This window comes from Caulobacter sp. S45 (genome assembly GCF_903642205.1).
In the GTDB taxonomy this organism is placed as follows: domain Bacteria; phylum Pseudomonadota; class Alphaproteobacteria; order Caulobacterales; family Caulobacteraceae; genus CAHJWH01.
The window spans coordinates 1-11,497 of the sequence record NZ_CAHJWH010000107.1; the positions used below are offsets into that span (position 1 = coordinate 1).

12 protein-coding genes are annotated in these 11,497 nt (G+C 71.2%); 11 read left to right on the top strand and 1 reads right to left on the bottom strand.

The window, feature by feature from the left end:
- Nucleotides 1-38: 38 nt before the first annotated feature.
- From HUV06_RS11020 to HUV06_RS11030, 3 genes are read left to right on the top strand one after another with little or no spacing between them, the layout of a single operon-like run.
- Nucleotides 39-605, top strand: coding sequence for an NUDIX hydrolase (locus HUV06_RS11020; RefSeq protein WP_174301319.1), 567 nt, complete (start codon nucleotides 39-41; stop codon nucleotides 603-605).
- A gap of 57 nt (nucleotides 606-662) precedes the next feature.
- Nucleotides 663-1,232 (top strand): carboxymuconolactone decarboxylase family protein, encoded by a 570-nt coding sequence (locus HUV06_RS11025; protein ID WP_174301320.1) that lies wholly within the window; start codon nucleotides 663-665, stop codon nucleotides 1,230-1,232.
- 34 nt (nucleotides 1,233-1,266) lie between these two features.
- Nucleotides 1,267-1,641 (top strand): nuclear transport factor 2 family protein, encoded by a 375-nt coding sequence (locus tag HUV06_RS11030; RefSeq protein WP_174301321.1) that lies wholly within the window; start codon nucleotides 1,267-1,269, stop codon nucleotides 1,639-1,641.
- Nucleotides 1,642-1,651: 10 nt separating this feature from the next.
- On the opposite strand, the gene HUV06_RS11035 is transcribed toward HUV06_RS11030, so the two are convergent.
- Nucleotides 1,652-3,061 carry an FAD-binding oxidoreductase gene (locus HUV06_RS11035; protein ID WP_174301322.1) on the bottom strand — a complete coding sequence of 470 codons (1,410 nt, stop codon included), beginning with the start codon at nucleotides 3,059-3,061 and terminating at the stop codon, nucleotides 1,652-1,654.
- A 74-nt stretch (nucleotides 3,062-3,135) separates the two neighbouring features.
- Here HUV06_RS11035 and arfB point away from each other — a divergent pair, with 74 nt between their 5' ends.
- The 8 genes from arfB to HUV06_RS11075 all read left to right on the top strand — a co-directional run bounded on the left by arfB (nucleotide 3,136) and on the right by HUV06_RS11075 (nucleotide 11,373).
- Nucleotides 3,136-3,564, top strand: a complete 429-nt coding sequence (gene arfB / locus HUV06_RS11040; RefSeq protein WP_174301330.1) for an alternative ribosome rescue aminoacyl-tRNA hydrolase ArfB — start codon at nucleotides 3,136-3,138, stop codon at nucleotides 3,562-3,564.
- Entirely contained in the window at nucleotides 3,554-4,837 is a 1,284-nt protein-coding gene (locus HUV06_RS11045) for a CCA tRNA nucleotidyltransferase (protein ID WP_174301323.1), read from the top strand. Before arfB ends, HUV06_RS11045 begins: the two co-directional genes overlap by 11 nt.
- Before the next feature lie 72 nt (nucleotides 4,838-4,909).
- Nucleotides 4,910-6,193, top strand: coding sequence for a phosphoribosylamine--glycine ligase (gene purD / locus HUV06_RS11050; protein ID WP_174301324.1), 1,284 nt, complete (start codon nucleotides 4,910-4,912; stop codon nucleotides 6,191-6,193).
- A gap of 140 nt (nucleotides 6,194-6,333) precedes the next feature.
- Nucleotides 6,334-7,944, top strand: coding sequence for a flagellar basal-body MS-ring/collar protein FliF (gene fliF, locus HUV06_RS11055; protein WP_371811068.1), 1,611 nt, complete (start codon nucleotides 6,334-6,336; stop codon nucleotides 7,942-7,944).
- Nucleotides 7,944-8,972, top strand: coding sequence for a flagellar motor switch protein FliG (gene fliG, locus HUV06_RS11060; protein ID WP_174301326.1), 1,029 nt, complete (start codon nucleotides 7,944-7,946; stop codon nucleotides 8,970-8,972). The genes fliF and fliG overlap by 1 nt, the downstream gene beginning before the upstream one ends.
- The gene (locus HUV06_RS11065) at nucleotides 8,972-9,622 is read left to right on the top strand and encodes a flagellar assembly protein FliH (RefSeq protein WP_174301327.1); all 651 of its coding nucleotides are present in this window, start codon (nucleotides 8,972-8,974) and stop codon (nucleotides 9,620-9,622) included. Before fliG ends, HUV06_RS11065 begins: the two co-directional genes overlap by 1 nt.
- 3 nt (nucleotides 9,623-9,625) lie before the next feature.
- Complete coding sequence (fliN, locus tag HUV06_RS11070) at nucleotides 9,626-9,955, top strand: flagellar motor switch protein FliN (protein ID WP_174301328.1); 330 nt, start codon at nucleotides 9,626-9,628, stop codon at nucleotides 9,953-9,955.
- A 44-nt stretch (nucleotides 9,956-9,999) separates the two neighbouring features.
- On the top strand, nucleotides 10,000-11,373 hold the full coding sequence (locus HUV06_RS11075) for a sigma-54 dependent transcriptional regulator (RefSeq protein ID WP_174301329.1): 1,374 nt from the start codon (nucleotides 10,000-10,002) through the stop codon (nucleotides 11,371-11,373).
- The last annotated feature ends 124 nt before the right edge of the window (nucleotides 11,374-11,497 follow it).

Below are 11,497 nucleotides of genomic sequence, written 5' to 3' on the forward strand. Positions count from 1 at the left end.
TCCCCATAATGGGCCTGCAACGTGATGAGGGAAGAGACATGGCCACGATCCTGCGCACCGAGGTGAAGGACGACAGCTGGGCCACCTTCCTGCGCGCCGAGGTCCGGCTGGACGACGGCACGGTGGTCTGGCGTCAGATCGAGGACCACGGGCGCGCCGCCGTGGTGCTGCCCTACGACCCGCAACGCCGCACCGGCCTGTTGGTGCAGCTGTTCCGCGCCCCCGGGCTCTATGCCGGCGGGTCGGGGCTGATGGTGGAGGCGATCGCCGGGATCATCGACGAGGGCGAGACCGCCAAGGTCGCGGCGCGGCGAGAGGCCATGGAAGAGGCCGGCGTGCGGCTCGACGCCCTGGAGTTCGTGGGCGAGGTCTGGACCACGCCCGGCATCTCCACCGAGCGGATGAGCCTGTACCTCGCGCCCTATGCGGCGGCGGACCGGGTGTCGGCAGGCGGCGGGGCCGAGGGCGAGCACGAGAACATCACCGTCCTCGAACGCCCGCTGGCGGAGCTGGGGGCAGAGCTTGAGGCGGGGCGGGTCGGCGACATGAAGCTGCTGGTCCTGATCCAGGCGCTGAGGCTGCGCCGGCCGGAGCTGTTCGCCTAAAGCGGGAACGCAGGCCCTGGCGAGGCATTGAGCGGGCGCAACCGCCGAGGACGTCCCATGCGCCTGCCCCTCATCCCGCCCGACAAGCTGAGCGCCGAGCAGACGCCGCTCTACGAGGCGTTCAAGGGCCAGATCGACGGAGGCTTCACCGGCTTCAAGACGATGCGCGAGGACGGCGCCCTGCTCGGCCCCTGGAGCGTCTGGATCCAGGAGCCCAAGGTCGGCGAGGCCACCCGGGTGTTCCTGGACGCCATCTCCACCATGGGGCGGCTGTCCGACGAGGTGAAGCAGATCGCCATCCTGGCCGTCGGCTCCCGCTTCAAGGCCGCCTACGAGATGTACGCCCACGCCGCGGTGGGCGGCCGCGACGGGCTGTCGGCGGACAAGATGGCGGCGGTCTGCGCCGGCCAGAAGCCCACCGACATGACCCGCGAGGAGGCCACCGCCTTCAACGTCGCCATGGCCCTGCTGGACGGCGGCGTGCTGCCGGGCCCGACCTACGACGCCGCGCGCGACGAGCTGGGTCAGGGCGCGCTGAACGAGCTGATCCAGATCGTGGGGCTCTACGCGCTCGTCTCCATCACGCTGAACGCCTACGACGTTCCCACCGAAGAGCTGGAGAGCTGAGGGAACAGGCGTCGCCGGCCTCGGTTGTCCAGCCATGACCGTGACCGCCCAGAGCTTCATCGACGCCCTGCACCGGCTGGAGGGCGAGCGCGACGTGGACGGGATCGCCGCTCTGTTCGCTCCGGACGCGGTCATCTCCAATCCGCTGGTGGAGAACCAGGGCGAGGAGGGCCCAGCGGCGTTCTGGGGCGCCTACCGCAAGAGCTTCGACGACATCCGCTCGGAGTTCTCCACCATCCTGGAGCAGGGCGGGCAAATCGCCCTGGAGTGGCGCAGCACCGGCGCCGCCAAGGGCCGGCCGTTCGCCTACGAGGGCGTGAGCATCCTGGAGGCGGGCGACAAGGTCACCGCCTTCCGCACCTATTTCGACAGCGCCAAGCTCGGCCGCGAGCTGACCGGCCAGGGTTGATCGCCAAGGGTCAGAACAGCACCCGCGGGTTCATGATCCGGTGCGGGTCGAAGGCGGCGCGCACGCGGCGCATCAACTCCACCGTGTGCGCGTCCTTGTAGCGGAGCGCTTCGGCGGACTTCATGACGCCCAGCCCGTGCTCGGCGGAGATCGACCCGCCCAGCTCGTCGACGATGTCGTGGATGGCCTGGGAGCCCTCCTCGCGCATCGCCACATGGGCTGCGCCATCGCCGTGCTGCGGCTGGAGCACGTCGTAGTGGATGTTGCCGTCGCCGACGTGGCCGAAGGCGACGACGCGGGAGCCAGGGGCCATCGCCTCCGCCGTCTCCGTGGCCCGGGCCAGGAACTGCGGCACCGAGGAAATGGGCACGGAGACGTCGTGCTTCCAGGTGACGCCCTCGGGCTTCTGGGCGGCGGACTGCTCCTCGCGCAGCCGCCAGAAGGCCTTGGCCTGGGCCTGGTTCTGGGCCAGCGCCGCATCCTCGATCGTCCCGTCCTCCAGGGCCGAGGCGAGCAGCCGCTCCATGGCCGCCTCAGCATGTCCGCCCTCGCGGCTGGCGATCTCCACCAGCACGATCCAGGGGTAGGACGCGCCCAGGGGATCACGCACGTCGGGGATGTTCTTGCAGGCCAGCTCCACCCCGCGGCGGCTGATCAGCTCGAAGGCCTCCACCGCCCCGCCGCTCTCGTCCTTGGCGCGGGCCAGCAGGTGGAGGGCGGCCTCGGGCGAGGCCAGGCCGACCACCGCCACCGTGCGCGAGTGCAGGATGGGGAACAGCTTCAAGGCCGCGGCTGTGACCACGCCCAGCGTCCCCTCGCCGCCGATCAGGAGCTGCTTGAGGTCATAGCCGGTGTTGTCCTTGCGCAGCCGCTTGAGCCCACTGAACACCTGCCCGTCCGGCAGCACCGCCTCGATCCCCAGCACCAGCTCGCGCATGGTCCCGTAGCGCAGCACCGCGGTGCCCCCGGCGTTGGTGGAGATCAGCCCGCCGATCGTGGCGCTGCCTTCCGAAGCCAGGCTGAGCGGGAAGAACCGCCCGGCGTCGCGCGCGGCCTCCTGGACGGTGGCGAGCGGCACGCCGGCCTCCACCACCATCACGTCGTCCAGGGCTGCGATCTCGCGGACGGCGCGCAGCCGCTCGGTGGACAGCAGCACCTCGCCGGCCGGGATCTGGCCGCCGACCAGGCCGGTATTGCCCCCCTGCGGCGTCACCGCGATCCGGTGTTCGGCGCAGTGGCGCACGATGGCCGACACCTCTGCGGTGGTGCGCGGCAGCAGCAGCAGCGGCGTGGACCCCCGCCAGCGGTCGCGCCACTCCCGGAGCTTTGGCGCCAGCCGGTCCGCATCGTCGGACCAGCCGTCCGGGCCGACCAGGGTCTTGAGGGCGGCTGTGGGGCCAGGCAGGGCGTCGTCGAGCATGGCCACGCCATAGCAGATTTCCCGCGCGTCGAGGCGGGGTGGAGGGCGCGGCCGGGCGGGACTATCCTGTGGCCATGGCGCTCCTGCCCATCACCGACGCGCTCGCCATCGAGGAGGACGAGATCACGCTCCGCTTCGTGCGCTCCGCCGGTCCCGGCGGCCAGAACGTCAACAAGGTCTCCACCGCGGTGGAGCTGCGCTTCGACGCGCGGCGCTCGCCCTCGCTCCCCGACGACGTCAGCGTGCGGCTGCAGCGGCTGGCGGGATCGCGCCTGACGGCGGAGGGCGTCGTGGTGCTGCTGGCCCAGTCCCACCGCACCCAGGAGGCCAACCGGCGCGACGCCCTGGAGCGGCTGGTGGAGCTGATCCGCCAGGCCGCCGTGCGACCCAAGCCCCGCCGCCCGACCCGCCCCACCCACGCGTCCAAGGAGCGCCGGCTGGAGGGCAAGAGCCACCGCGCGACGGTGAAGTCCGGCCGGGGGCGTCCCGCCCATGACGGGTGAACCGCCGGCCGGTGAACTTTCCCCGCCTGACCACCTGCCCGCTGCGGATTGGCTTCACGCGCCCGCGACTGGGGCGGTTGTCGCGGCGCTGGAAGCGGAGGGCGGCGCAGGCGTCGCGCGCTATGTCGGCGGCAGCGTCCGCGACACCCTGCTGCGGCTCCCGGCGGCGCTCGACCCGGCGGCCGAGACCTCCCTGGACATCGACATCGCCACCTCGCTGCCGCCGCCGCGGGTCCTCGCCGCCCTGGAGCGGGCCGGGCTGAAGGCCGTCCCCACCGGCATCGCGCACGGCACGGTCACCGCGATCAGCCGAGGGCGGCCCTACGAGATCACCACCCTTCGACGCGACGTCGAGACGGACGGCCGTTATGCCGTCGTGGCCTTCACCGACGACTGGGCGCAGGACGCCGCGCGCCGCGACTTCCGCCTGAACGCGCTGTACGCCGAGCCGGACGGCCGGCTGCACGACCCCACGGGCGGCGGGATCGCCGACGCGCTGGCCGGCCGGATAGTGTTCGTGGGCGACGCGGCCACGCGCATCGCCGAGGACTACCTGCGCATCCTGCGCTTCTTCCGCTTTCAGGCCTGGTACGGCCGGGGCGAGCCGGATGTGGCAGGGCTCGCGGCCTGTGCGGCCCTGGCGGAGGGGATCGGGGGGCTGTCGGCGGAGCGCGTCGCCAAGGAGCTGCTGAAGCTGCTGGCCGCGCTCGACCCGCTGCCGGCGCTTACGGCCATGGCGGTGACCGGGGTGCTGGCGCGTCTCCCGCTCCAGGCCGACCTGGATCGGCTGGCGGCCTTGCTGCGTGTCGAGCGTGCGCTCGACGTCCAGGCGGATCCGGCCCTGAGGCTGGCCGCCCTGTCGAGCGGGGACGTGTCGGAACTGGCGGTCCGTCTGCGGCTGTCCAACAGCCTGCGCGATCGTCTAGCCGCAGCGGACGGCGCGCTGGAAGGCCCCGCCGGGATGACCCAGCAGCTCGGCCGGCGCCGGCTCTACGAGTTGGGACGGGTGGCGTTCAGGGACCGGCTGCTGCTTCGGCTCGACGCGGACGAGGCGGAGGCGGCGCGGCCGCTGCTGGCCCTGGCCGAGGCGTGGACGGCTCCGGCCTTCCCCCTTAGCGGTGAGGAGATCAAGGCCGCAGGCGTGGCGCAGGGTCCCGGGATCGGCCGGGTGCGGCGCGAGGTGGAGGCCTGGTGGATCGCCAGCGACTTCCCGCAGGACCGCGCCGCCCTGCACGCCGCGCTCCGCGCCGCGGTCGGCCACCGCGACCCGTGAGCGACCCACCTCCCTACGGGCCGCTGGGGCGCCTATAAGGCGGCCCATGACCCTGACCGCCCGGCTCGCCGCATGATCGTCCTTCTCGTCGGCTCAGGCGGCCGCGAGCACGCCCTGGCCTGGAAGATCGTCCAGTCGCCGACGCTGACCCGCCTGGTCGTCGCCCCCGGCAATCCCGGGATAGGCGCCCTGGCGGAAGTGCGTCCGGTCAGGGCCGACGACGTGGAGGGCCTGCTGGCGCTCGCCCGCGAGATCGCCGCCGACCTGGTGGTGGTGGGGCCTGAGGCCGCGCTGGAGCGAGGCCTGGCGGACCGGCTGGCGGAGGCCGGGATCGCCTGTTTCGGACCCACCGCCTCGGCGGCGAGGCTGGAGAGCTCCAAGGCCTTCACCAAGGCCTTCGCCGACCGCTGGAGCCTGCCTACCGCCGAGTACGTCGTTATTACGTCTATGGAGGGAATCACCCCCGCCTTGAAGCGGTTCAAGCCGCCCTACGTGATCAAGGCGGATGGTCTGGCCGCAGGCAAGGGTGTTCAGATCATCGACTCGGAGACCGATGCAGACGCTTGGGCGGCCGTCATGAACATGCTCGGTGGCGCTCTCGGCAAAGCTGGTGCCCGCGTGGTGATGGAGGCCTTCATGGAGGGAGAGGAGGCGTCCATGTTTGCACTCTGCGACGGGGTTACCGCCATCCCCTTCGGGCAGGCCCAGGACCACAAGCGCGCCCATGACGGCGACACGGGACTGAACACCGGCGGCATGGGGACCTATTCGCCGGCCCCGGTGCTGACGGCGGCCGTGGCGGAGGCGGCGTTCGAGCAGATGGTGGAGCCCACGGTCCGCGGCATGGCGGTGGAGGGCTCGCCCTATCGCGGCGTGCTCTACGCCGGCCTGATGATCGGCGCGGGCGGCCCGCGGCTGGTGGAGTACAACGCCCGCTTCGGCGACCCGGAATGCCAGGTCCTGATGCTGCGGCTGGAGAGCGACCTGCTGCCCTACCTGCACGCGGCGGCCACGGGCGGCCTCGCAGACCTGCCGGCGCCGAGGTGGCGGGACGAGGCGGCGATCTGCGTGGTCCTGGCGGCGGAGGGCTATCCCGAAGCGCCTAGGACCGGCGCGGTGATCGAGGGCGCGGAGGCGGACTTCGGACCCGATGTCGTGGTCTTCCACGCCGGGGTGGCCCGCGATGCGGAAGGGCGGCTGGTCGCGGCGGGAGGCAGGGTGCTCAACGTCTGCGCCCGGGGCGAGACCCTGGGGCAGGCGCGGGACCGGGCCTATGCGGCGGTAGCCTGTATCCGCCTGCCCGGCGGCTTCCATCGCACCGACATCGGATGGCGCGCCCTGCAGCGCCCGGGCTGAGCCGGCGGCGGCGGCGCCTGCGCCTGGACGTCTGCAGTCGTGTTTAACCCTCCTTTACCCTCCACCCGGTAATTCCTGCCTAGCCCTCTCCAGAGCCGTTCTGGAGGGTCGGCCCAGTGTCGGAGTCCGGCTTGGATCAGGTGATCAGAGCGCTGCAGGGGTTCGGGATCGGGCGGCTGGCCGCGATCCTGGGCGCGGGCGCGGGCGCCGCGGCCATCCTGATCGCCCTGATGCTGCGGCTGGGCGGCGCGCCCATGAGCCTGCTCTACGCCAACCTCGACCTGAAGGAGGCGGGCCAGATCACCGCCCAGCTCGACCAGTCCGGCGTCAAGTACGAGGTGAAGGGCGACGGCTCGACCCTCTTCGTGGACCGCGACAAGGTCGCCTCCACCCGCCTGATGCTCTCCGGCAAGGGCCTGCCGACCTCAGGCTCGGTCGGCTACGAGATCTTCGACAACGCGCCGGCCATGGGCCAGACCGACTTCGTCCAGACCCTGAACCGCCAGCGGGCGCTGGAGGGCGAGCTGGCTCGCACCATCCGCTCCATCCAGGGCATAAGCTTCGTGCGCGTGCACCTGGTCATGCCCAAGCACCAGCTGTTCGAGGAGGACGCCGAGCAGCCGTCGGCCTCCATCCTGATCGCCACGGGCGGCGGGCGCATCGGCGCCGAGCAGGTGCGATCCATCCGCAACCTGGTCGCGGGCGCGGTGCCCGAGCTGAAGCCGGAGCGCGTCAGCATCACCGACCAGCAGGGCGAACTGCTCGCCGCCGAGGGCGACGGGGCGGTGGACGGGACCGGCGGCGGCGAGCGCAACCAGGTTGAGGAGCGTATCCGCCGCACCGTGAAGGACATGGTGGAGGGGATCGTCGGCCCCGGCCACGCCCGGGTGCAGGTCTCCGCCGACCTCGACATGTCCAGCCACACCACCCAGTCGGAGCACTTCGATCCCGACGGCCAGGTGGTCCGCTCCACCCAGACCTCGGACGAGAAGTCGGCGGAGAACAAGGCCAGCTCGTCGGGAGCCACCACCGCTTCACAGAATGTGCCGGGCGCGGCGGCCAGCCCGGGCGCCAACCCCGACAGCTCCAACACCGGCAAGCAGGACGAGACCACCAACTACGAGATCAGCAAGACCACCACCACCGAGGTGCAGCAGCCCGGCCAGATAAAGCGCCTGTCGGTGGCCGTGGCCGTGGACGGGACCACCGGCCCCGCGGCCCGCGGCAAGCCCGGCCCCTACACGCCGCGCTCGGCCGAGGACATGAAGCGGATCGACCAGCTGGTGCGCTCGGCCATGGGGTACGACGACAAGCGCGGCGACCAGGTCAGCGTGGTCAACGTCCCGTTCAACCGCGACCTGGACGGGGAGGGCTCAAGCGTCGCCTCCGCCTTCAGCTTCGACAAGAACGACGTCATGCGCGGCGCCGAGCTGCTGGTGCTGGCCGGGGTGGCGGGGCTGATCATCTTCTTCGTGGTCAAGCCGATGCTGAAGGTGTCGGCGGGGGGTGGCCGGCCGATGGTGACAGCGTTGACCGCAACGCCGCGGATCGGACCCGACGGCCAGCCCGTGCCCGGCGCCCTGGCCTACGAAGGCGGTCAGCTGGCGCTGCCGGGGCCGGACGAGCGCATCGACATCGCCAAGATCGAGGGCCAGGTGAAGGTCTCCTCGGTCAAGCGCGTCTCGGAATTCGTGGACCGCCATCCCGAGGAGTCGGTGGCGATCCTGCGCAGCTGGCTGCACGAAAGCTGATGGCCCTCGCCAAGCGCCCCGCCGTGGACGACGCCACGCGGCTGAGCGGGCCTGAGAAGGCCGCCGTGGTCATGCTGGCGCTCGGCGAAGACCATACGCGCCTGTGGGAGGCGCTGGACGAGGAGGAGATCCGGGAGATCTCCCAGATCATGTCCGGCATCGGCACGGTCTCCTCCGCGGCGGTCGAGGGGCTGCTGATGGAGTTCGTGTCCGGCATGAGTTCCACCGGCGCGATCATGGGCTCCTTCGAGCAGACCCAGCGCCTGCTCGCCGCCTTCCTCCCGCCGGACAAGGTGGATTCGCTCATGGACGAGATCCGTGGGCCCGCGGGCCGGACCATGTGGGACAAGCTCGCCAACGTGAACGAGGCGGTGCTCGCCAACTATCTCAAGAACGAGTACCCCCAGACGGTTGCCGTGGTGCTCTCCAAGATCAAGGGCGAGCACGCCGCGCGCGTCTTGTCTGCGCTTCCGGAAGACTTTGCGCTGGAATGCGTGCAGCGGATGCTGCGCATGGAGCCGGTTCAGCGCGACATCCTCGACAAGATCGAGCAGACGCTGCGCACCGAGTTCATGAGCAATCTCGCCCGCACCTCGAAGCGCGACAGCCACGAGATGATGGCCGAGGTGTTCAACAACTTCGACCGCCAGACCGAAAGTCGTTTCCTGAACGCGCTGGAGGAGCGCAACCGCGACGCGGCCGAGCGCATCCGCGCGCTGATGTTCGTGTTCGAGGACCTCGGCAAGCTCGATCCCGGCGGCATCCAGACCCTGCTCCGCGCCGTGGCCAAGGACCAGCTCGGCATAGCCCTCAAGGGCGCGTCCGACACCCTGCGCGAGCTGTTCTTCTCCAACATGAGCGAGCGCGCCGCCAAGATCATGCGCGAGGACATGAACTCCATGGGTCCCGTCCGTCTGAAGGATGTCGACCAGGCCCAGCAGGCCATGGTGGTCATCGCCAAGACCCTCGCCGCCAAGGGCGAGATCATGCTCGCCGGCTCCAGCGGCGACGACGAGCTGATCTACTGATGAACCCTCAACCCTCCGCCCCCCGCAAGTTCACCTTCGACACCGTGTTCGACGGCGAGCGGGTGATCACGCCGGCCAAGCCCAGGCGCAGCTTCACGCCCGAAGAGCTGGAGGCCGCTCGCGCCGACGCCTACGCCCAGGGCCAGCGCTCTGTGGTCGCCCAGGCGGAGGCGCAAGGCGCGCAGGCCCTGCGCGAAGTGGCGGGCGCCCTGCGCACCGCTTTCGCCCACCTGGCCGAGGTCGCCCACAGCCATCGCACCGACAGCGCGCGCCTGGCCCTGGCCTGCGCCCGCAAAATCGCCGACGCCGCGCTCGACCAGTTCCCCGAGCAGCCGGCCCTGGCCGCGCTCGAGGCGCTGTCGCGCGAGCTGGACGCCCAGCCGCGCCTGCTGGTCCGCGCCAGCCCCGCCAACGTCGAGCGCCTGACCACAGCCCTGAACGCCGCCGCGGAGAGCGTGGGCTTCGCGGGGCTTGTGGTGGTCAAGGCCGACCCGAGCCTGCCCCCTGCCGCCTTCAGCTTCGATTGGGGCGAGGGCCGGGCGGCGTTCGATCCCACCGCAGCCTCGGCTCGGGTCGAGGCGGCGCTCGAGACCGCGCTCGCCGCCGAGGGCCTGCACGCCGAACCTGTCGTCCTGAGTGCGGAGGCTTGAACCATGAGCGATCTGAACCTGCCCGAGTTCGACGTTTCCACCGCGCTCACGCCCTACGGGGCGGAGGGCGAGGAGAAGTCCGCCGGCGACCTGGCGCCGGTGTTCGACGTGCCGGTCAACATCTCCGCCGTCCTCGGCAAGGCGCACATGAGCGTCGCCCAGCTGCTCAAGCTCAGCGCCGGCAGCGTGCTGGAGCTGGACCGCAAGGTCGGCGAGGCCATCGACATCTATGTCAACAACCGCTTGGTCGCCCGCGGCGAGGTCGTGGTCGTGGACGAGCGGCTCGGCGTCACCATGACCGAGATCATCAAGGACGGGGACCAGGTGATATGACCCGCTCACGTCCCGCGCACCCCTGCACTGTAAGGAACTGAACCATGCGGCTTCTGGTGGTCGGACGGCTGAACGGACAGCTGGCCCTGGCGGTGAAGATGGCGATGAACGCGGGCGCCAAGGTCTCCCATGTGGAGAGCGCGGCGGCGGCGACGCATGCGCTCCGGTCGGGGCAGGGGGCGGACCTGCTGCTGGTGGACTACGAGCTCGACATCGGCGGGCTGATCGCCGCCAACGAGGCCGAGCGCATTCGGGTCCCGGTGGTCGCCTGCGGCATAGGCGGCGACGCCCGCAAGGCCGCCGACGCCATCCGCGCCGGCGCCAAGGAGTTCATCCCCCTGCCGCCCGAGGCGGAGCTGATCGCCGCGGTGCTGGCGGCGGTGTCCGACGACGACCGGCCGCTGGTGACGCGCGATCCCTGCATGCAGCTGGTCATGACCCTGGCCGACCAGGTGGCCGCCTCGGAGGCCTCCATCCTGATCACCGGCGAGAGCGGCGTCGGCAAGGAGGTGATGGCCCGCTACGTCCACAAGAAGTCCCGCCGGGCCGACAGGCCCTTCATCTCGGTCAACTGCGCCGCGATCCCGGAGAACCTGCTGGAGTCGGAGCTGTTCGGCCACGAGAAGGGCGCCTTCACCGGCGCCGTGGCGCGCCGGATCGGCAAGTTCGAGGAGGCCGACGGCGGCACCCTGCTGCTCGACGAGATCAGCGAGATGGACGCCCGGCTGCAGGCCAAGCTGCTCCGCGCCATCCAGGAGCGCGAGATCGACCGGGTGGGCGGCTCAAAGCCCGTGAAGGTCAACATCCGCATCCTCGCCACCTCCAACCGCGACCTGGCGGCTGCGGTGAAGGCCGGGACCTTCCGCGAGGACCTGCTCTACCGGCTGAACGTGGTGAACCTGCGCCTGCCGCCGTTGCGCGACCGGCCGGGCGACGTGCTGGCGCTGGCCGAGCACTTCATCAGGAAATATGCGGCCGCCAACGCCGTCCCCGTCCGCCCGCTCTCCATCGAGGCGCGCCGCCGCCTGGGCGTCCACCGTTGGCCCGGCAACGTGCGCGAGCTGGAGAACGCCATGCACCGCGCGGTTCTGCTCTCCGTCGGTCCCGAGATCGAGGAGAGCGCCATCCGCCTGCCCGACGGCCAGCCGCTCGCCGGCCCCGCCATGATCGACCCCGGCCAGCGCACCGCCGACAGAGCGGCCCAGATGGCCGAGACCGCCGCTAGAGCCTTCGTCGGCCAGACCGTGGCCCAGGTGGAGCAGCAGCTGATCCTGGACACGCTGGTGCACTGCTTCGGCAACCGCACCCACGCGGCCAACATCCTGGGCATCTCCATCCGCACGCTGAGGAACAAGCTGAAGGAGTACACCGAGAGCGGCGTGCCCGTGCCGGCTCCGCAAGGCGCCTATGCGGCTTGACGTGAGCGGCGGCGGTTCCCCTCACCCTGACCTCTCCCCACAGGGGAGAGGGTTGATCCGCCCCAGGTGTCCCGCCGGCCTTGAACCCTCTCCCCCTCGGGGAGAGGGCAGGGTGAGGGGAACC

Excerpts from the sequence above, each read along its gene's own strand:
- HUV06_RS11030 (WP_174301321.1), top strand. The coding sequence starts at position 1,267 with ATGACCGTGACCGCCCAGAGCTTCATCGACGCCCTGCACCGGCTGGAG.
- HUV06_RS11025 (WP_174301320.1), top strand. The coding sequence starts at position 663 with ATGCGCCTGCCCCTCATCCCGCCCGACAAGCTGAGCGCCGAGCAGACG.
- HUV06_RS11020 (WP_174301319.1), top strand. The coding sequence starts at position 39 with ATGGCCACGATCCTGCGCACCGAGGTGAAGGACGACAGCTGGGCCACC.
- purD (WP_174301324.1), top strand. The coding sequence starts at position 4,910 with ATGATCGTCCTTCTCGTCGGCTCAGGCGGCCGCGAGCACGCCCTGGCC.
- HUV06_RS11045 (WP_174301323.1), top strand. The coding sequence starts at position 3,554 with ATGACGGGTGAACCGCCGGCCGGTGAACTTTCCCCGCCTGACCACCTG.
- fliN (WP_174301328.1), top strand. The coding sequence starts at position 9,626 with ATGAGCGATCTGAACCTGCCCGAGTTCGACGTTTCCACCGCGCTCACG.
- HUV06_RS11065 (WP_174301327.1), top strand. The coding sequence starts at position 8,972 with ATGAACCCTCAACCCTCCGCCCCCCGCAAGTTCACCTTCGACACCGTG.
- fliG (WP_174301326.1), top strand. The coding sequence starts at position 7,944 with ATGGCCCTCGCCAAGCGCCCCGCCGTGGACGACGCCACGCGGCTGAGC.
- HUV06_RS11035 (WP_174301322.1), bottom strand. The coding sequence starts at position 3,061 with ATGCTCGACGACGCCCTGCCTGGCCCCACAGCCGCCCTCAAGACCCTG.
- HUV06_RS11075 (WP_174301329.1), top strand. The coding sequence starts at position 10,000 with ATGCGGCTTCTGGTGGTCGGACGGCTGAACGGACAGCTGGCCCTGGCG.
- arfB (WP_174301330.1), top strand. The coding sequence starts at position 3,136 with ATGGCGCTCCTGCCCATCACCGACGCGCTCGCCATCGAGGAGGACGAG.